This window comes from Shinella sp. Sh6 (genome assembly GCF_055392685.1).
This window is the reverse complement of sequence record NZ_AP044005.1, coordinates 3748987-3767307: the sequence shown is the minus strand read 5'-3', so window position 1 is coordinate 3767307 and position 18321 is coordinate 3748987. Positions and strand designations below refer to the sequence as shown.

17 protein-coding genes are annotated in these 18321 nt (G+C 67.3%); 14 read left to right on the top strand and 3 right to left on the bottom strand.

The genetic code is table 11. The annotated features are described in order from the left end of the window. Positions 1–7 precede the first annotated feature (7 nt). From ACZ5TO_RS17990 to pheT, 3 genes are read left to right on the top strand one after another with little or no spacing between them, the layout of a single operon-like run. Entirely contained in the window at positions 8–874 is an 867-nt protein-coding gene (locus tag ACZ5TO_RS17990; protein ID WP_464799058.1) for a BUD32 family EKC/KEOPS complex subunit, read from the top strand. Continuing rightward, a complete protein-coding gene (pheS, locus tag ACZ5TO_RS17985) occupies positions 867–1952 on the top strand; it encodes a phenylalanine--tRNA ligase subunit alpha (protein ID WP_464799057.1) in 1086 nt (361 codons plus the stop codon). Before ACZ5TO_RS17990 ends, pheS begins: the two co-directional genes overlap by 8 nt. 22 nt (positions 1953–1974) lie before the next feature. Next, entirely contained in the window at positions 1975–4401 is a 2427-nt protein-coding gene (gene pheT / locus ACZ5TO_RS17980) for a phenylalanine--tRNA ligase subunit beta (protein WP_464799056.1), read from the top strand. Positions 4402–4406: 5 nt separating this feature from the next. Here pheT and ACZ5TO_RS17975 read toward each other — a convergent pair whose 3' ends face one another. Continuing rightward, positions 4407–4967: a methylated-DNA--[protein]-cysteine S-methyltransferase gene (locus tag ACZ5TO_RS17975; protein ID WP_464799055.1), complete on the bottom strand. Its 561-nt coding sequence runs from the start codon at positions 4965–4967 to the stop codon at positions 4407–4409. Between the two features lie 133 nt (positions 4968–5100). On the opposite strand from ACZ5TO_RS17975, the gene ACZ5TO_RS17970 reads away from it, so the two are divergent. Together ACZ5TO_RS17970 and ACZ5TO_RS17965 are read left to right on the top strand one after the other, a co-directional pair. Then, positions 5101–6159: a M14 family metallopeptidase gene (locus ACZ5TO_RS17970; protein WP_464799054.1), complete on the top strand. Its 1059-nt coding sequence runs from the start codon at positions 5101–5103 to the stop codon at positions 6157–6159. Between the two features lie 115 nt (positions 6160–6274). Next, positions 6275–7735 (top strand): phospholipase D-like domain-containing protein, encoded by a 1461-nt coding sequence (locus ACZ5TO_RS17965; protein ID WP_464799053.1) that lies wholly within the window; start codon positions 6275–6277, stop codon positions 7733–7735. On the opposite strand, the gene ACZ5TO_RS17960 is transcribed toward ACZ5TO_RS17965, so the two are convergent. After that, positions 7707–8549, bottom strand: coding sequence for an endonuclease/exonuclease/phosphatase family protein (locus tag ACZ5TO_RS17960; protein ID WP_464799052.1), 843 nt, complete (start codon positions 8547–8549; stop codon positions 7707–7709). The genes ACZ5TO_RS17965 and ACZ5TO_RS17960 overlap by 29 nt on opposite strands. A gap of 236 nt (positions 8550–8785) precedes the next feature. Between ACZ5TO_RS17960 and ACZ5TO_RS17955 the strand changes: the two genes are divergently transcribed. The 4 genes from ACZ5TO_RS17955 (at position 8786) to ACZ5TO_RS17940 (ending at position 12298) form a co-directional block, all read left to right on the top strand. Continuing rightward, positions 8786–9955, top strand: a complete 1170-nt coding sequence (locus tag ACZ5TO_RS17955) for an amino acid aminotransferase (protein WP_464799051.1) — start codon at positions 8786–8788, stop codon at positions 9953–9955. 24 nt (positions 9956–9979) lie between these two features. Beyond that, on the top strand, positions 9980–10324 hold the full coding sequence (locus ACZ5TO_RS17950; RefSeq protein ID WP_464799050.1) for an ArsC family reductase: 345 nt from the start codon (positions 9980–9982) through the stop codon (positions 10322–10324). Positions 10325–10516: 192 nt separating this feature from the next. Further along, complete coding sequence (locus ACZ5TO_RS17945; RefSeq protein ID WP_184144468.1) at positions 10517–11221, top strand: GntR family transcriptional regulator; 705 nt, start codon at positions 10517–10519, stop codon at positions 11219–11221. A gap of 114 nt (positions 11222–11335) precedes the next feature. Next, positions 11336–12298: a dihydrodipicolinate synthase family protein gene (locus ACZ5TO_RS17940; protein WP_464799049.1), complete on the top strand. Its 963-nt coding sequence runs from the start codon at positions 11336–11338 to the stop codon at positions 12296–12298. Between the two features lie 220 nt (positions 12299–12518). Here the strand turns inward: ACZ5TO_RS17940 and ACZ5TO_RS17935 are convergent, their stop codons facing one another. Then, positions 12519–13556: an Ldh family oxidoreductase gene (locus tag ACZ5TO_RS17935; RefSeq protein ID WP_464799048.1), complete on the bottom strand. Its 1038-nt coding sequence runs from the start codon at positions 13554–13556 to the stop codon at positions 12519–12521. A 140-nt stretch (positions 13557–13696) separates the two neighbouring features. Here ACZ5TO_RS17935 and ACZ5TO_RS17930 point away from each other — a divergent pair, with 140 nt between their 5' ends. The 5 genes from ACZ5TO_RS17930 to ACZ5TO_RS17910 all read left to right on the top strand — a co-directional run bounded on the left by ACZ5TO_RS17930 (position 13697) and on the right by ACZ5TO_RS17910 (position 18316). Next, positions 13697–15214: an aldehyde dehydrogenase (NADP(+)) gene (locus ACZ5TO_RS17930; protein WP_464799047.1), complete on the top strand. Its 1518-nt coding sequence runs from the start codon at positions 13697–13699 to the stop codon at positions 15212–15214. A 177-nt stretch (positions 15215–15391) separates the two neighbouring features. Continuing rightward, positions 15392–16201: an ABC transporter substrate-binding protein gene (locus ACZ5TO_RS17925; protein ID WP_184144464.1), complete on the top strand. Its 810-nt coding sequence runs from the start codon at positions 15392–15394 to the stop codon at positions 16199–16201. Positions 16202–16269: 68 nt separating this feature from the next. Beyond that, positions 16270–16935, top strand: coding sequence for an amino acid ABC transporter permease (locus tag ACZ5TO_RS17920; RefSeq protein ID WP_184144463.1), 666 nt, complete (start codon positions 16270–16272; stop codon positions 16933–16935). 12 nt (positions 16936–16947) lie between these two features. After that, the gene (locus ACZ5TO_RS17915; protein ID WP_184144462.1) at positions 16948–17601 is read left to right on the top strand and encodes an amino acid ABC transporter permease; all 654 of its coding nucleotides are present in this window, start codon (positions 16948–16950) and stop codon (positions 17599–17601) included. Beyond that, positions 17594–18316: an amino acid ABC transporter ATP-binding protein gene (locus ACZ5TO_RS17910; RefSeq protein WP_184144461.1), complete on the top strand. Its 723-nt coding sequence runs from the start codon at positions 17594–17596 to the stop codon at positions 18314–18316. Before ACZ5TO_RS17915 ends, ACZ5TO_RS17910 begins: the two co-directional genes overlap by 8 nt. Positions 18317–18321 lie beyond the last annotated feature (5 nt).

Sequence of the window (18321 nt, the reverse complement as noted above, 5' to 3'; positions counted from 1 at the left end):
GAGGACCATGGACGCAAGGCTCGACGCGCTCGGCGCGATCCCGGAGATGACCGATGCGGACATCCGCACGCTGCTTGCCGCGCTCACCCGCGAGGCGCGCCGCGTCGAGCGCGTGGAGCTTTCCTTCGGCGCGGTCTGGATCAAACGCTACGGCACGGAGCGCCCGCCGGTCTGGACGAAGGCGCAGAACCTGCTGGCCCGCCTGTTCGGCCAGCCGTTCCTGCGCCCTTCCCCCACTCTCGACAGCAAGGGCATGATCGCCCGCGAGATCCGCCGCATCGGGACCTTCGCCGCGGCCGGCGTGCCCGTGCCGAAGGTGCTCTATTCCTCCGGCAGCGCGCTCGTCCTCTCCGACGTCGCGCCGACGGTGACGGCGCGGCTCGATGTGCTGCGCGACAGCGACCCCGCCGCCCATGACGGCCTGCTCGTCGCCTGTGCCGCCCATCTCGGCGCGCTGCACGGCAAGGGCCTCTGCCACGGGCGGCCTCATCCGCGCGACTTCTTCGTGGCCGGCGAACACCGCATCGGCTTCATGGATTTCGAGGAGGAGCCGGAGGCGGCCATGCCGCTCGCGACCGCCCAGGCGCGCGATCTGTGGCTGCTCTTCCTGCAGCTCGTCGACCGTGCGCGCCTCGGCGAGGCGACGGCCGAAAAAGCCTATGCCGCCTGGCGTACCAATGCGCCGCCCGCCGCCGAGGCGGCGCTTGCGGACATGGTGCGGTTCCTCGCCAAGTTTTTGTCCACCACCCGATTGATCGGGCGCGTTCACATGGGTAGTGATCTGCGACGCTTCCTCGCCGCAACCCGCTATCTCTGCGAGGTTCTTCTGCCTCCCCGCCCGGCCGACGCAAGCAAAGCAGGTAAAGATGACTGAACTCGACACACTGGAAGAACAGCTCCTGTCCGACGTTGCCGCGGCCTCCGACGAGGCGGCGATCGAAGCCGTGCGGGTTTCCGCGCTCGGCAAGAAGGGCTCCGTCTCCGAGCTCCTGAAGACGCTCGGCACCATGTCGCCGGAAGAGCGCCAGACGCGCGGCGCGGCGATCAACGCGCTGAAGACGCGCGTGACCGACGCCATCGCCGAGCGCAAGAGCGCGCTGCGCGATGCCGCCATCGCGGCGCGCCTTGCCGCCGAAAAGGTCGATGTCAGCCTGCCCGTCCGCTCCTCGCCGGCCGAGCGCGGGCGCATCCATCCGATCAGCCAGATCGTCGACGAGATCACCGCGATCTTCGGCGACATGGGCTTCTCCATCGCCGAGGGCCCGGACGTCGAGACGGACTACTACAACTTCACGGCGCTGAACTTCCCCGAGGGCCATCCGGCCCGCGAGATGCACGACACGTTCTTCTTCCCCGCCGGCGAGAGCGGCGAGCGCAAGGTGCTGCGCACGCACACCTCGCCCGTGCAGGTGCGCACCATGGAGGCGCAGAAGCCGCCGATCCGCATCATCATCCCCGGCAAGACCTACCGGCAGGACAGTGACGCGACGCACTCGCCGATGTTCCACCAGGTGGAAGGCCTCGTTGTCGACACGAAGGCCAATGTCGCCAACATGCGCTGGGTGCTGGAGGAATTCTGCAAGGCCTTCTTCGAGGTCGACAGCGTCACCATGCGCTTCCGCCCGTCCTTCTTCCCCTTCACCGAGCCGTCCTTCGAGGTCGACATCCAGTGCGACCGCTCGTCCGGCCCGATCGTCAAGTTCGGCGAGGGCACGGACTGGATGGAAATCCTCGGCTGCGGCATGGTCCATCCGAACGTGCTGCGGGCCGGCGGGCTCGATCCCGACGAATACCAGGGCTTTGCCTGGGGCATGGGCCTCGACCGCATCGCCATGCTGAAATACGGCATGCCGGACCTGCGCGACTTCTTCAACGCCGACGTCCGCTGGCTGAGCCACTACGGCTTCCGCCCGCTCGACATGCCGACTTTGTTCGGCGGCCTCAGCGCATAACCGGCATCCAAGGAGAAAGACAATGAAATTCACGCTCTCCTGGCTGAAGGACCATCTCGACACCAACGCCACGCTCGAAGAGATCTGCGACAAGCTGACGGCGATCGGCCTTGAAGTGGAACATGTCGACGACAAGGCGGCGTTCAAGCCCTTCGTCATCGCCAAAGTGGTCTCCGCCGAGCAGCATCCGAATGCCGACAAGCTGCGCGTGCTGATGGTCGATACCGGCAAGGGCGACCCGGTCCAGGTCGTCTGCGGCGCACCGAACGCGCGCGCCGGCCTTGTCGGCGCCTTCGCCGCGCCCGGCACCTATGTGCCCGGCATCGATGTCACGCTTTCCGTGGGCAATATCCGCGGCGTCGAGAGCCGCGGCATGATGTGCTCGGAGAAGGAACTGGAAATCTCCGACAACCATGACGGCATCATCGATCTTCCGGCCGATGCGCCGGTCGGCACGAGCTATGCCGCCTATGCCGGCCTCGACGATCCGGTCATCGAGATCAACCTGACGCCGAACCGTCCGGATTGCACGAGCATCTACGGCATCGCCCGCGATCTTGCCGCCTCCGGCCTCGGTACGCTGAAAACCCCGAAGGCGCCGTCCTTCACGGTGGAAGGCGAGACGCCGGTCAAGGTGAAGCTGGCGCTCGGTGGCGACGATCATCTGTGCCCCGGCTTCGCGCTCCGCCTCGTGCGTGGCGTGAAGAACGGCCCGAGCCCGCGCTGGATGCAGCAGCGGCTTCTCGCCATCGGCCTTCGCCCGATCAACGCGCTCGTCGACATCACCAACTACATGACCTTCGACCAGGGCCGTCCGCTACACGTCTTCGACGCGGCCAAGGTAAAGGGCGACCTCGTCGTGCGCCGCGCGGCGGAAGGCGAAAAGGTGCTGGCGCTCGACACCCGCGAATATACGCTCAACCCGTCCAACATCGTCATTGCCGACGACAACGGCGTCGAATCCATCGGCGGCATCATGGGCGGCGAGCATTCCGGCTGCGACGAGAACACCGTCGACGTGCTGATCGAGTCGGCGCTCTGGGACCCGATGAACGTCGCCAAGACCGGCCGCTCGCACGGCATCATCACCGATGCCCGCTACCGCTTCGAACGCGGCGTGGACCCGGAATACATGGTGCCGGGCCTCGAGCGCGCCACCGAACTGGTGCTGGAGCTCTGCGGCGGCACGGCGGCAAAGGCCGATGTCGTCGGCTACAAGGGCTATACGCCGAAGGTCGTCGATTTCCCGTTCTCGGAAGTCAGGCGCCTGACCGGCCTCGACGTCTCGGAAGCCGAGAGCACCAACATCCTCGCCCGCCTCGGCTTCACCGTGACGGGCGCGGGCGAGCGTGTCTCGGTCGCGGTTCCCTCCTGGCGCCCCGACGTCGACGGCAAGGCGGACCTCGTGGAAGAGGTCATGCGCATCCACGGCGTCGACAACATCCGTCCGGCGCCGCTCGAAAGCCACGGCGCGGTCAACGGCCGTATCCTCACCACGCTGCAGATCCGCTCGCGGCTCGCCCGGCGGGCGCTTGCCGCGCGCGGCATGCTGGAAGCCGTCACATGGTCCTTCATCCCGAAGGCCCATGCCGAGCTCTTCGGCGGCGGCGCGGCCTCGCTGGCCCTGTCGAACCCGATCGCGGCCGACATGTCGGACATGCGCCCCTCGCTGCTGCCGGGCCTGCTTTCGGCCGCCCAGCGCAATGCCGACAAGGGTTACGGCGATGTCGCGCTCTTCGAGGTCTCCGGCACCTACGAGAGCGACCGGCCGGAAGGCCAGCGGCGCGTTGCCGGCGGCATTCGCCGCGGCACGGCCTCGCTTTCGGGCTCCGGCCGCCTCTGGTCGAACGCCGCCAAGGGCGGCGGCAAGCCGGTCGACGTCTACGACGCCAAGGCCGACGCGCTCGCCGTGATCGAGGCCTGCGGCCTGCCGATGGGCAATGTGCAGATCGAGCCCGGCGCGCCCGGCTGGTATCATCCGGGCCGCTCCGGCACGATCAAGATGGGCCCGAAGATCGTTCTCGGCTATTTCGGCGAGTTCCATCCGAAGGCGCTCGGCGCGCTCGATGTCTCCGGCGCGCTCTCAGGCTTCGAGATCTTCGTCGACGCCATGCCCGAGCCGAAGAAGAAGGCGACGCGCACCAAGCCGGCGCTCGACCTCTCGCCCTTCCAGGCCGTCAGGCGCGACTTCGCCTTCGTCGTCGACAAGACGGTGGAAGCGGGCGCGATCGTCCGCGCGGCGAGCGGCGCCGACCGCAAGCTGATCGCCGCCGTCAACGTCTTCGACGTGTTCGAGGGGGCGTCGCTGGGCGAGAGCCGGAAGTCCATCGCCATCGAGGTCGTCATCCAGCCGGTCGACAAGACGCTGACGGACGAGGACTTCGAGGCCCTGACGGCCAAGATCGTCGGCAATGTCGTGAAGACCACCGGCGGGACGCTGCGGGCGTAGCCTCTTCAGAACCCGAAGGATTGCTGCGCCGGCTCCGGCGCAGCAAGGGAGATGCCTTCCAGCGCCAGCATCTTCAGTTTCGACGACGCTCCGCCGGGTGCGGAAAAGCCCCCGACCTTGCCGCCGGCGGCGAGCACCCGATGGCAGGGGATGATGAGGGCGACGGGGTTCTTCGCCATGGCCTGCCCCACCTCGCGGGCGGCCTCCGGCCCGGCGCCGAGTTCCCGGGCGAGCGTGCCGTAGGTCGTCGTCTCGCCCCAGTGGAGGCGGCGCGCGGCCGCATAGACCTTCAGGAAGAAATCGCTCTGGCCGGCAAGATCGAGCGGCACGTCGGAAAAATCCGCCGCTTCTCCGGCGAAATAGCGCGTCGCCCCGGCGACAGCCTTCGCGACGGCCGGCGGCGGCTCGGCCGGCTCCGCCTCGGGCAGATGGCGCAGCAGCAGGCGGCGCGTGGTTTCGGCGCTCTCGCCGGGAAGCTGGAAGCGCAGGACGCCGGCCTCGCTCCAGGCGATGCCGCACGGACCGGCCTCGGTCTCGAAGATCAGATAGTGCGTCTTGTGGGCCATATCCGGCTCCTGTTCCCGTTTTGTCACAAGATCGGGCTTTGCCCGGCGACTTTCAACCCGTTTCTTGCCGGGGCTTGCGCCATGCGCGGGCAATTCGCATAACCCCTCGGCAAACGATTCAGGAGGAGACGACGTGGAACGATCCGAGATCATCATCGGCGGCGATACGGCAGGCATCGAATGGCGCGTGCCGGTCTACCGCTTCAAGGGCAGCGATGCGGCGGCGCCCTCCGTCTATATCCAGGCGGCGCTGCATTCCAACGAGCTGCCCGGCACCGCCCTCCTCCATTTCCTCCTCGAGCGGCTGCGCAAGGCCGATGGCGAAGGTGCGATCCGCGGCGACATCACCGTCGTGCCGCAGGCGAACCCGATCGGGCTTGCCCAGTCGCATTTCGGCGAGATGCAGGGCCGCTTCGACCTCGGCTCGCGCACCAATTTCAACCGCGACTTCCCGCTGGTGGCGCTTGCCGGACGCGACGGCCTGCTCGAAGGCCTGGAGCGCCGCAGCGCCGCCGACCGGCTGAAGCGCACGCTGCTGCACACCGCGCTCGGCGCCGACCTCGTGCTCGACCTGCATTGCGACGACGAATCCCTGCAATATGCCTATATCGATGAGGACTTCTGGCCGGAGGCGGCAGACCTTGCCTCAAGCCTCGACATGCAGGCCGTGTTCCTCTCCGACGGCGAAAGCACCGCCTTCGAGGAGGCCGTCGGCCATGCCTTCAAGCACCAGGGCGGCGACAAGCTGAAAAGCGTTCCCGGCCGGCTCGCAACGACCGTGGAGCTGCGCGGCCGGCGCGACGTCTATCCCGACATGGCAAAGCACGATGCGGACGGGCTGTGGGCCTTCCTTGCCGGCCGCGGCATCGTCGCCGATTCGGCGCATCAGGCAAGAACCTATGCCGGCCCTGCCGTGCCGCTCGACAATATCGAGATGGTGCGTGCGCCCGAGCCGGGCACGATCCTCTTCCACCGCGACATCGGCGAGGAGGTGAAGGCCGGCGACCTCCTGGCAACGCTGATCGTGCGGCCGGGCGAGGCGGACGGCACGCTGGAGGTGACGGCGCGCCACGACGGGCTGGTCGCCACGCGCAGCTCCGCCCGCCATGCCCGGCGCGGCGACGACCTGATGAAGATCGCCTGCCGCGAGGCGACCCGCAAGGACCGCAAGCCCGGCACGCTGGAGGACTGACGGCCGGCGGCGAAAATCTTTCGCCGCTTGCATGTTCCTCCCTCTCGCATTCGGATCGTCCCAGGCAATATATAGAGGCACAACGGCTGCCGGCCTGGGATGATCCGCACGCATCATGTTTGAGACGCTTTCGGCCTACTGGCCCCATATCCTCGTCGTCCTGTCGGTCGCCCTCGGCGTTCCGGCCGCCATCCACGCGACGATGACGAAGGAGGAGGTCCGCGCGGCCATCGGCTGGGTCGGCGTCATCGTGCTCTCGCCCGTCGTCGGACCGCTCATCTACGCCGTCGGCGGGGTCAACCGCATCCGCCGCAAGACGCTCAATCTCGGCCGCGAGGGGCTGCTTGCCGCCGGCTGGCACCATCTCGAGGAATATGACGTCTCAGACACGGAAGTGCAGGCGATCTACGGCGAGGCGCTGGCCGCCATGCAGCGGCTCGGCGATACGGTCGGGCGCTGCAAGCTCACCTCCGGCAACCGCATCGACCTGCTTTCGACCGGCGACGAGGCTTACGCCGCGATGCTCGCCGCGATCGACGCCGCCGAACGCTCCATCCTGCTCGAAACCTATATCTTCGACCGCGACGATGCCGGCGAGCGCTTCGTCGCGGCGCTTTCGGCGGCCGTGGCGCGGGGCGTCGCGGTCCGCGTGCTGATCGACGCGGTCGGCGCCCGCTACTCCATCCCCTCCATCGTCTCGGACCTCAGGCGAGCGAAGGTGCCGGCGGACGTCTTCAACGGCAATATCGTCATGGGGCTGCGCCTGCCCTATGCGAACCTGCGCACCCACCGGAAAATCCTCGTCGTCGACGGCAGCCTCGCCTTTACCGGCGGGCTCAACATCCGCTCGGGCTTCTGCACGGAGTTCTCCGGCGAGGCCGCCGCGCTCGACACGCATTTCCGCCTCACCGGCCCGGTCGTCGGCGACCTTTTCCGCATCGCCTACGAGGACTGGCGCTTTTCCGGCGGCGACGATCTTTCCGGCGAGGCCTGGCAGATCGCCCCGCCGCCGGATGCGCCGGGAAGCGGCATGTTCGCCCGCGCCGTTGCCTCCGGGCCGGACAAGAGCCTTGAGACCAACCACCGCATGCTGATGGGCGCCGTCTCGGTCGCCAAGCGGCATATCCGCATCATGTCGCCCTATTTCCTGCCGGACCGGGAGCTGATCAGCGCCATCGTGACGGCGGCGCGGCGCGGGGTGGCGATCGACATCGTCGTCCCCTCCTCCAACAACCTCAAGCTCGTCGACCTTGCCATGACCGCGCAGTTCGACCAGCTCCTGAAATACGGCTGCCGCATCTGGCGCGCCTCGGGCCCCTTCAACCATTCCAAGCTCACGGTCATCGACGGCGCCTGGTCCTATGTCGGCTCGTCCAACATGGACCCGCGCTCGCTGCGGCTGAACTTCGAGGTGGATATCGAGGTGATCGATGCGGGGTTCGCCGACCTCATCGGCCGACGCATCGCCGCCGCGCTGTGGAGCGCCGAAGAGGTGAGGCTGGAGGACCTGAAGGCCCGGCCCTTCGCCCAGCGCCTCGTCGAGCGCATCACATGGCTCGGCTCGCCGTATCTTTAGGCGCCGCGTTCCGCTCCGAGGCGACCTTGAGGTCGATATGCGCCTTGATCGGCAGGTGATCGGAGGCAAGGCGGGCGAGCGGCGTGTCGTGCACCTCCACGGAGGTGACGAGGTCGTGCGGATGGCCGAGCGCCCGGTCGAGCGCCAGCACGGGAAAGCGCGAGGGAAAGCTCGGCACCGCACCGGAGGCCGGATCGAAGGTCGGCTGGAGGCGGGCGAGCGAGGACCGCCGGCCGACACGCCATTCGTTGAGGTCGCCGACGAGCAGGGTGGGCATTTCCTCTTCCTCCGCCACCGAGGCGAGGATTGCCATTGCCTGCTGCTCGCGCGAGCGCCTGAGGAGCCCGAAATGCGCCGCGACGAGCCGCAGCTTGCCGAGCGGCAGGTCGAGCGTCACGACCAGCGCGCCGCGCGGCTCCACGCCCGGCAGCTTCAATTGCCGCACGCCGCCGACCGCGCCCTTGCGGATCATGATCATGTTGCCGTGCCAGCCGTGGCCGGTCGAGGAGAGCGCGGTGATCGGCACCGGCACGAGGCCGCAGTCGCGCTCCAGCGCTTCGAGGTCCAGAAGGCCGGAACGCTCGCCGAACCGCTTGTCGGCCTCCTGCACGGCGATGATGTCCGCATCGATCTCGGCGATCACGCTTGCCGTGCGCTCGGGATCGAAGCGCCGGTCGACGCCCACGCATTTGTGCACGTTGTAGGACGCGATCACGGTGTCGCCCGGGCGATTGTTCTCCGGCGGCCGATGGCCGCGGCGGTTGCGAATGGCCGTCAGCAGCGCGGCCTGTGCGATCTTGGCATTCCTGTCCAACGGACCTTCCTCATGGCACCCGGTCATCATATGGGGGACGGCTTCCTTCCGGCAACCACCCTGCGACAGGAAGGTTCCGCAAATATCGGGGCAGCGCGTGCCGCCCATGCCCGTCTTCCGCGCAGAACCCGGGGGTGCGACGTTTCTTGCGCGACTAGCGCAATATCCCTGTCGATTTTGCGCGAACTTTGGCCTAAACCGCTTGCAGCACAGACCCCCGCACAGGAATCCCGGCCATGTTCGACGCCCTCGCCCCCCAGCCCGACGACCCGCTGCTCGCCCTCATCGGCCTTTACCGCGCCGATGCCCGGCCCGGCAAAGTGGACCTCGGCGTCGGCGTCTACCGCGACGAGACGGGCGCGACGCCGATCTTCCGTGCGGTGAAGGAAGCCGAGCGCCGCCTCGTCGAGACGCAGCCGACCAAGGCCTATGTCGGCCCGGAAGGCGACCCCGTCTTCCTCGAACGCCTGTGGGACCTGACGGCGGGCGAAGCCGGGCGCGGACGCGCCGTCGCCGGCCTGCAGACGCCGGGCGGCTCGGGTGCGCTGCGCATCGGCGGCGACCTTCTCGTGCGCCTCGGCGTCAAGCGCATCTGGCTCGGCATGCCGACCTGGCCGAACCATGCCAGCATCTTCCAGGCCGCGGGCCTGGAGATCGCCACCTATCCCTTCTTCGACATTCCCTCGCAGAGCGTGCTCTTCGAGCGCATGGTGGAGGCGCTTTCGGGCGCCGCTCCCGGCGACGCCGTGCTGCTGCACGCAAGCTGCCACAACCCGACGGGCGCGAACCTCTCCGCCGAGCAGTGGCGCGCCGTCACCGACCTCATCGCCGCGCGCGGCCTGATGCCGCTCGTCGACATCGCCTACCAGGGCTACGGCCGCGGCCTCGACGAGGATGCCGCGGGCCTGCGCATGCTGCTTGCCGCCGTGCCGGAAATGCTGGTCGCCGTCTCGTGCTCGAAGTCCTTCGGGCTTTACCGCGAGCGCACGGGCGCGGTCTATGCCGCCTGCGGCAATGCCGATGCCGTGCCGGCGCTGCGCAGCAACCTCGCGGCGCTCGCCCGCGTCAACTATTCCATGCCGCCGGACCACGGCTCGGCCATCGTCAGCACGATCCTCGGCGATGAAGCGCTGAAGGCGGACTGGATGGCGGAGATCGAAGCGATGCGCCTGCGCATCACCGCCATCCGCGAGCGCCTTGCCGCCGGACTTTCCCGCCGCTGGCAGGTGGCGACGGCCATCCGCGAGCAGGAAGGCATGTTCTCGCTGCTGCCGCTGGAGGCGGCGGACGTCTTGAAGCTGCGCGCCGAGCAGGCGATCTACATGCCGACCTCCGGCCGCATCAACATCGCCGGCCTGAAGACGGCGGAGGTCGATGCCGTCATCGAGAAGTTCCTGAGCCTTTGAGCGGCAGGGCATGAGGAGAGGCGCATGACCGTCACGATCTACGGCATCAGGAACTGCGACACGATGAAGAAGGCGCGCGCCTGGCTGGACGCCAGGGGCGTCGCCTACCGTTTCCACGACTACAAGGCCGAGGGCATCGACGCGGCGAGCCTGACGCGCTTCGTCGACACGCTCGGCTGGGAAGCCGTGCTGAACCGGGCCGGCACCACCTTCCGCGCCCTGCCCGATGCCGACAAGCAGGACCTCGACGCCGCCAGGGCCATCGCGCTGATGCAGGCCCAGCCCTCGATGATCAAGCGCCCCATCCTCGACCGCGACGGTGCGCTGACGGCCGGCTTCAAGCCGGAAATCTACGAAACCCTCTTCTGACCGGCCCGCACCGGACCCTGCCGCTTCCCCGCGGCGGGGCGCGGAACGGGCTGCGCGCATGCGGCTTTCCCCATCCTTCTTGTCGCCTGCCGGCCCGGCGGGCTTGACGGCGCTTTCGCCAAAGGGCCCACTTAAAACGATTGATAGCGCCGGCGGACAATTGTATTTCTTTTGTCGACAAGAGGATTTTCGATGACCGACACCGATTCCCATTCCCTGCCCGAACGCAAGCGCGGCTCCGGCGTGAAGATGGTCTACGACCTCCTGCGCGACCAGATCCTCGACCTGAAGCTCGCCCCCGGCAGCCCCATCGACGAGGTGCAGCTTGCCGAGCGGTTCAAGATGTCGCGCACGCCGATCCGCGAAGCCTTGGTGCGGCTTGCCGGCGAAGGGCTGATCGAGACCCTGCCGAACCGCTCGACCATGGTGTCGAACATCGATTTCCTCAACCTCCACACCTTCTTCGACGCGCTGGTGCTGATGTACCGGGTGACGACGCGGCTTGCCGCGCAGAACCACCGGCCCGAGGACCTGCCGGTCATCAGGGGCTTCCACGAGGACTATGCGGCGGCGCTGGCCATGCGCGACAACCTCACGATGATCGCCACCAATGCCGCCTTCCACGCCGCCATCGCCGAGGCCGGCCGCAATCCCTATTTCACCAGCCTGTTCCGCCGCCTGCTCGATGAGGGCCGGCGCATCCTGCAGCTCTATTACCAGTCCTACGAGGAGCAGTTCCCGCAGCGCTTCGTGGACGAGCATGCCGCGATCATCGCCGCCATCGAGGCGCGCGACATCGAGGAGGCGGACCGGCTCGGCAAGGCGCATGCAGAGGCGATCGTCGCGCAGGTGCAAAAGCTTTTCAGCCGGAACGACAGGCTCGACATCGCGCTCTGAGCTTTTGTATTTTTCTTGTCGACAAATAAAATACAAGATGTTATATCCATCGTCGAGAGAGGGGGAGGCCTTGCATCGCCGACCGCCCGACCGAACCCGCCATAGGAGATCGACATGAAGGCCAAGATTTTTTCCGGTGTCATTCCCGCCCTGATGACCCCCTGCAAGGACGACCGCACGCCCGACTTCGACGCGCTGGTGCGCAAGGGCAAGGAACTGATCGAAAAGGGCATGTCCGCCGTCGTCTACTGCGGCTCGATGGGTGACTGGCCGTTGCTGAAGGACGAACAGCGCATGGAAGGCGTCGAACGCCTCGTGAAGGCCGGCATCCCGGTCATCGTCGGCACCGGCGCCGTCAACACCGCTTCTGCCGTCGCGCATGCCGCCCACGCCCAGAAGGTCGGCGCGCAGGGCCTCATGGTCATCCCGCGCGTCCTTTCCCGCGGCTCCGTCATCGCCGCCCAGAAGAACCACTTCAAGGCGATCCTCTCGGCCGCCCCCGATCTTCCGGCCGTCATCTACAACAGCCCCTATTACGGCTTCGCCACGCGCGCCGACCTCTTCTTCGCGCTGCGCCAGGACCACAAGAACCTCGTCGGCTTCAAGGAATTCGGCGGCGCTGCCGACATGCGCTATGCGGCCGAGAACATCACCAGCCGCGACGACGACGTCTCGCTGATGATCGGCGTCGACACCTGCGTCTTCCACGGCTTCGTCAATTGCGGCGCCGTCGGCGCGATCACCGGCATCGGCTGCGTGCTGCCGAAGGAAGTCCTCCACATGTGCAACCTCGCCCAGGCGGCCGCCCGGGGCGATGCGGACGCCCGCGCCCGCGCGCTGGAGCTGGAATCGGCCCTCGGCGTGCTCTCCTCGTTCGACGAAGGCCCGGACCTCGTCCTCTACTTCAAGCACATGATGGTGCTGAAGGGCGACAAGGAATACACGCTGCACTTCAATGAGACCGACGCGCTCTCCGACAGCCAGCGCGGCTATGTCGAAAGCCAGCTCAAGCTCTTCGACACCTGGTATGCCGAATGGAGCAAGCTCCCCGGCGCCGTGCAGACCTACAAGGCGTAAATTTACGCGCCTCCCAAGCAAAAGGCCCTCCGCAAGGAGGGCCTTTTTGTTTTGCCTGTGCTCGGTTGCGTTTCCACCGCGCGCTCCGGTACGCGCTCCCCCCGTCTCCTCCGTCATGCTTGGGCTTGACCCGAGCATCCATACGACGGGCGAAGGCGTGCCGTGGGGCGCGGATCCTCGGGTCAGATAACGCCGAGAGCGGGGTGAGGCCGGGCCGCAGTCAGTTGACTGCGTCGAGGCCCCTGTCCAGCAGGCGGTCGAGCTGCTCCACCTCGGCGGCGGTCAGCGTGACGCCCTCGGCTTCCGACTTGCCGCGGGCGGCGAAGCGGCGCTGGGAGGGCAGGCGTGCGCCGCCGCCGACGATGGCCTCGAAGAGAACCTCGGCGCGGGCGAAGGGATCGCCCGGGCGGCCCTTGGCGAAGGCTTCCGGCGACATGGCGATGATGAGCTCGCCGTGGAAGGGGGCGAGCGTCGTCGTGCCGAGATAGTCGAGCACTTCCGGGCTCGTCAGGTCGCCGATCATGATGCCGGCGAGAAGCTCGATCATCGTGCCGATGGCCGAGCCCTTGTGGCCGCCAAAGGGCAGCATGGCGCCGGCAAGCGCTGCTTCCGGATCGGTGGTCGGGTTGCCGTCGGCGTCGATCGCCCAGCCCTCGGGAAGCTGCTTGCCGGCGCGGCGGTGCAGCTCGATCTCGCCGCGCGCGGCGACGGAGGTGGCGAAGTCGAAGACATAGGGCGCGGCCCCCTTGCGCGGCCAGCCGAAGGCGAAGGGATTGGTGCCGAGCAGCGGCTTGCTGCCGCCGGTGGGCGCGACCGTCGCATAGCTCGGGCACATGGCGAGGGCGGCAAGGCCTTCCTTCGTCACCGCCTCCACCTCCGGCCAGAGCGCCGAGAAATGCGTGCAGTCGTTGATGACGAGGGCGGCGATGCCGAGCGTGCGGGCGCGTTCGGCAAGCACCGGAACGCCAAGCTCGAAGGCCGGGTTGGCAAAGCCGCCCGCCGCATCGACCTTGACGATGGCCGAACCTTCGTTGCGGTCGAGCACCGGCACCGCGTCCGGCCTGACCTTGCCGGCCTTGACGGTGCGCAGCGCACCCTCGATACGATAGATCCCGTGAGACTTGCAGGCGTCACGCTCACCGGCGACAATGACGCGGGCAAGCGCTCCGGCCTGCACCGCATTGAGGCCGGCCTTCAGGAAGATCGCTTCGACACGCGCATGAAGGGCGTCAATCGTCAGGGTGGAGCTTTGCGTCATTTTCGTCTCGTCAGGTTGGCCGACCACGGCAGGTTGGCGATTGAACAATTGCATACATAGAGTATACAAGATTTCGACAAGTGCAATTCGCCCGCCTCTCCTGCCGGGCGAATCCCTATCCCCCGAGAAAGGTACGTCAAATGGCTTTCACTCCCAACGGTAAACACCTCGTCGCCGGTCAATGGCTGGACGGCAACGGCACGTTCACCTCCTCTCCCGCCCATGGCCCGGCACATGCCTTCGCCGTCGGCACGGTCGAGCTGGTGAACCGCGCCGCGGAGGCCGCAGAGGAAGCCTTCCTCAGCTACGGCTATTCCTCCCGCGCGACGCGCGCCGCCTTCCTGCGCGCCATCGCCGACGAGATCGAGGCCCGCGCCGAGGCCATCACCGAGATCGGCACGCAGGAGACCGGCCTTCCCGTCGCGCGCCTCCAGGGCGAGCGCGGCCGCACGACCGGCCAGCTCCGCCTCTTCGCCGACCATATCGAGAAGGGCGACTTCCTCGACCGCCGCTTCGACGCCGCCCAGCCGGACCGCCAGCCGGCGCCGCGCCCAGAAATCCGCCTGATCCAGCGGCCGATCGGCCCGGTCGCCGTCTTCGGCGCCTCCAACTTCCCGCTCGCCTTCTCGACGGCCGGCGGCGACACCGCCGCGGCGCTTGCCGCCGGCTGCCCCGTCGTCGTCAAGGGGCATTCCGCCCATCCGGGCACCGGCGAGATCGTCGCCGAGGCGGTCCTTGCCGCCATCGAAAAGACCGGCGTGCATCCGGGCGTCTTCTCGCTGATCCAGGGCGGCAACCGCCAGGTCGGCGAAGCCGTCGTGCAGCATCCGCTGATCAAGGCCGTGGGCTTCACCGGCTCGCTTGCCGGCGGCCGCGCCCTCTTCAACCTGTGCGCCGCCCGTCCGGAACCGATCCCGTTCTTCGGCGAGCTCGGCTCGGTCAACCCGATGTTCCTGCTGCCGGAAGCCATGAAGGCCCGCGCAGAAGGCCTCGGCCAGGGCTGGGCGGGCTCGCTCACCATGGGCGCCGGCCAGTTCTGCACCAATCCGGGCATCGCCGTCGTCACGGACGGCGCGGATGCCGACCGCTTCACGGCCGCCGCCGTGGAGGCGCTCTCCAAGGTCGGCCCGCAGACCATGCTGACCGACGGCATCGCCAAGGCCTATCACGACGGCCAGGCGCGCTTCGAGAGCCGCAACACGGTCAAGCCGCTGCTGACGACGCAGTCCTCAGGCCGCGAGGCGCTGCCGAACCTCTTCGAGATCTCCGGCGAACAGTTCCTCGCCGACCATGCGCTCTCCGAAGAGGTCTTCGGCCCGCTCGGCCTCGTCGTGCGCGTCTCCTCGGTGGACGAGATGGAAAAGCTCGCCCGCAACTTCGAGGGCCAGCTGACGGCGACGATCCACATGGATGCCGGCGACCTCGAGGACGCAAAACGCCTGCGCCCGGTGCTGGAGCGCAAGGCCGGCCGCGTGCTGGTCAACGGCTTCCCGACGGGCGTCGAAGTGGTGGATTCCATGGTTCACGGCGGCCCCTACCCGGCCTCGACCAATTTCGGCGCGACGAGCGTCGGCACCATGTCGATCCGCCGCTTCCTGCGCCCGGTCTCCTACCAGAACATGCCGGAAGGCCTGCTGCCGGAGGATTTCCTCAACTAAGTCAAGGGTCTGTCCCCTGCGGAGCGCGGCCGTCACGGAACGGCCATGCTCCGCACATTTTCTCGCCGCAGCTATATACTTTTTGTATATTACTTGTATTTTAGAGGAGATTTACGCCTCTGGCGCAGGACGGACCTCCGCCCGCGTGGATCGACAGACCAACCCAGGGAGAGAGTTATGAAGAAGACCTCGGTCCTCGCCTTCGGCCTCGTTGCCGCCACCGCTTTGACCAGCCCGGCCAAGGCCGACAAGCTGGACGACATCATCTCGTCCGGCACGCTGCGCTGCGCCGTCGTCCTCGACTTCCCGCCGATGGGCTCGCGCGACGAGAACAACAACCCGATCGGCTTCGACGTCGATTACTGCAACGACCTCGCCAAGGCGCTCGGCGTCACGGCCGAAATCGTCGAAACGCCCTTCCCGGAACGCATCCCGGCCCTGATGTCCGGCCGCGTCGACGTCGGCGTCGCCTCGACCTCCGACACGCTGGAACGCGCCAAGACCGTCGGCATGACGATCCCCTACTTCGCCTTCCAGATGGCCGTCACCGCCAACGACAAGTCGGGCATCAAGTCCTTCGAGGACATGAAGGGCAAGACCGTCGGCGCTACCGCCGGCACGTTCGAGGCCATCGCGCTCGAAAAATCGGTCAAGGAATGGGGCGCCGGGGAATTCCGTCCGTACCAGACCCAGGCCGACGTCTTCCTCGCGCTCAGCCAGGGCCAGATCGACGCCACCGTCTCGACCTCGACGGTTGCCCAGTCCAACGTCAAGAGCGGCAAGTTCGCCGGCATCTCCGTCGTCGGCATGGCTCCTTACGACATCGACTACGTCTCGCTCTTCACCAACCGCGAAGAGTACGGCCTCATCAACTACCTGAACCTCTTCATCAACCAGCAGGTCCGCACCGGCCGCTACGCCGAGCTCTACGAGAAGTGGGTCGGCGGCGACCTCCCGTCCCTGTCCGTCAACGGCGTTTATCGCTAATCTGCCGCTTCCCGGCGGCGCGGGACGATCTCCCGCGCCGCTGATCGTTTCCGAAGGGTGAGACGGCAATGATCAGTTATTCCTTCCACTGGAACCAGGCGTTCAAGGCGCTGCCGCAGATGCTGGACGGCGCTCTGGTCACGCTGCAGATCGCGATCCTGTCCATGGTCGTCGGCCTTGCGGTCGCCCTGGCGCTGACGCTCTTCCGCCTGTCCGGCAACCGAGCCTTGAGCGGCTTCGCCACGGGCTGGGTCGAGATCGCGCGCAACACGCCGGCGCTCTTCCAGATCTACATGGCCCATTTCGGCCTCGGCAATTTCGGCATCCACCTCAGCCCCTATACGGCGCTGCTCGTCGGCATCGCCTTCAACAATGCCGGCTATCTTGCGGAGAACTTCCGCGGCGCGCTGAAGGCAATCCCGGACACGCAGACGCGCGCCGGCCGTTCGCTCGGCATGACGCCGCTGCAGGCCTTCCGCTACATCGTGCTGCCGCAGATGCTGCGCGTCGCCTTCCTGCCGGCCACCAACCAGATGGTCTGGGCGATCCTGATGACCTCGCTCGGCGTCACCGTCGGCATGAACACCGACCTTGCCGGCGTCACGCAGGAGCTGAACGCCCGTTCCTTCCGCACCTTCGAATTCTTCGCGATCGCGGCGGTGATCTACTATCTCATCGCCAAGGCCGTGACGCTCATCGCGCGCCTCTTCGCCGCGCGCATGTTCCGCTACTGAGAGGGGTAAGCCATGTTCGACACCTCCCTCACCCTGGCCGATCTCGGCTTCCTCGCGCAGGGCGCGGCCATGACGCTCGCCGTCACCGCCGTCTCCGTCATCGCGGGCACCATCCTCGGCATCGTCTTCGGCGTCATCCGCAACCAGGCCGGTCCCTACTGGTCGATCCCGCTGACCTTCCTGCTCGACGTCTTCCGCTCCGTGCCGCTGCTCATCCAGCTCGTGCTCGGCAATGCGGCGCAGTCGATCTTCAAGCTCGGCTGGCCGCCCTTCACCACGTCCTGCGTCGTGCTGTCGCTCTATACGGCAGCCTATTGCACCGAGATCGTGCGCGGCGGCATCTCCTCCGTGCCGGCGACGACGCGCCGCGCCGCCCGCTCGCTGGGCCTCACCTGGTGGCAGGACATGCGCTACATCGTGGCCCCGCTCGCCACGCGCGTCTCGCTGCCCGCCTGGATCGGCCTGACGCTCGGCGTCATGAAGGATTCGGCGCTCGTGCTCTGGCTCGGCCTCATCGAGCTGCTGCGCGCCTCGCAGATCCTCGTCACGCGCCTTCAGGAGCCGCTGTTCATCCTCATCATCTGCGGCGCCATCTACTTCATCATCTCCTTCCCAGTCGCCCGGCTTGGCGGGTATCTCGAAAAACGGTGGTCCCCCAATGATTGAGATCGAAAACGTCCGCAAATCCTTCGGCCAGCTCGAAGTCCTCAAGGGGATCAACCTCACCGTGAAGAAGGGCGAGGTGCTGACCATCATCGGCGGCTCGGGCTCGGGCAAGTCGACGCTGCTGACCTGCATCAACGGGCTGGAGACCATCGACGCCGGCCGCATCGTCGTCGACGGCACCGACGTCCATGCCAAGGGCACGGACCTCAACAAGCTGCGCCGCAAGCTCGGCATCGTCTTCCAGCAGTTCAATGCCTTCCCGCACCTGACCGTGCTGGAAAACGTCATGCTGGCGCCGGTCAAGGTGCTCGGCCAGTCGAAGGCCGAGGCCGAGGCGATGGCCGTCAAACAGCTCAGCCATGTCGGGCTCGCCGACAAGCTCAAGGTCTATCCGAGCCGCATGTCCGGCGGCCAGCAGCAGCGCATGGCGATCGCCCGCGCGCTCGCCATGTCGCCGGCCTACATGCTCTTCGACGAGGTGACCTCGGCGCTCGACCCGCAGCTCGTCGGCGAAGTGCTCGACACGCTGCGCATGCTCGCCTCCGAGGGCATGACGATGATCTGCGTGACGCACGAAATGAAGTTCGCCCGCGAGGTCTCCGACCGCGTCGCCTTCTTCCACAAGGGCGTGATGGCCGAGATCGCCCCGCCGGAAGAGCTGTTCGACGCGCCGAAGGACCCCGAGCTCCAGACCTTCCTCGCCGCAACGCACTGAGGCCA

Excerpts from the sequence above, each read along its gene's own strand:
- ACZ5TO_RS17950 (WP_464799050.1), top strand. The coding sequence starts at position 9,980 with ATGACCGTCACGATCTACGGCATCAGGAACTGCGACACGATGAAGAAG.
- ACZ5TO_RS17920 (WP_184144463.1), top strand. The coding sequence starts at position 16,270 with ATGATCAGTTATTCCTTCCACTGGAACCAGGCGTTCAAGGCGCTGCCG.
- ACZ5TO_RS17910 (WP_184144461.1), top strand. The coding sequence starts at position 17,594 with ATGATTGAGATCGAAAACGTCCGCAAATCCTTCGGCCAGCTCGAAGTC.
- ACZ5TO_RS17975 (WP_464799055.1), bottom strand. The coding sequence starts at position 4,967 with ATGGCCCACAAGACGCACTATCTGATCTTCGAGACCGAGGCCGGTCCG.
- ACZ5TO_RS17935 (WP_464799048.1), bottom strand. The coding sequence starts at position 13,556 with ATGACGCAAAGCTCCACCCTGACGATTGACGCCCTTCATGCGCGTGTC.
- ACZ5TO_RS17940 (WP_464799049.1), top strand. The coding sequence starts at position 11,336 with ATGAAGGCCAAGATTTTTTCCGGTGTCATTCCCGCCCTGATGACCCCC.
- ACZ5TO_RS17930 (WP_464799047.1), top strand. The coding sequence starts at position 13,697 with ATGGCTTTCACTCCCAACGGTAAACACCTCGTCGCCGGTCAATGGCTG.
- ACZ5TO_RS17955 (WP_464799051.1), top strand. The coding sequence starts at position 8,786 with ATGTTCGACGCCCTCGCCCCCCAGCCCGACGACCCGCTGCTCGCCCTC.
- ACZ5TO_RS17925 (WP_184144464.1), top strand. The coding sequence starts at position 15,392 with ATGAAGAAGACCTCGGTCCTCGCCTTCGGCCTCGTTGCCGCCACCGCT.
- ACZ5TO_RS17965 (WP_464799053.1), top strand. The coding sequence starts at position 6,275 with ATGTTTGAGACGCTTTCGGCCTACTGGCCCCATATCCTCGTCGTCCTG.
- pheT (WP_464799056.1), top strand. The coding sequence starts at position 1,975 with ATGAAATTCACGCTCTCCTGGCTGAAGGACCATCTCGACACCAACGCC.
- pheS (WP_464799057.1), top strand. The coding sequence starts at position 867 with ATGACTGAACTCGACACACTGGAAGAACAGCTCCTGTCCGACGTTGCC.
- ACZ5TO_RS17915 (WP_184144462.1), top strand. The coding sequence starts at position 16,948 with ATGTTCGACACCTCCCTCACCCTGGCCGATCTCGGCTTCCTCGCGCAG.
- ACZ5TO_RS17945 (WP_184144468.1), top strand. The coding sequence starts at position 10,517 with ATGACCGACACCGATTCCCATTCCCTGCCCGAACGCAAGCGCGGCTCC.
- ACZ5TO_RS17990 (WP_464799058.1), top strand. The coding sequence starts at position 8 with ATGGACGCAAGGCTCGACGCGCTCGGCGCGATCCCGGAGATGACCGAT.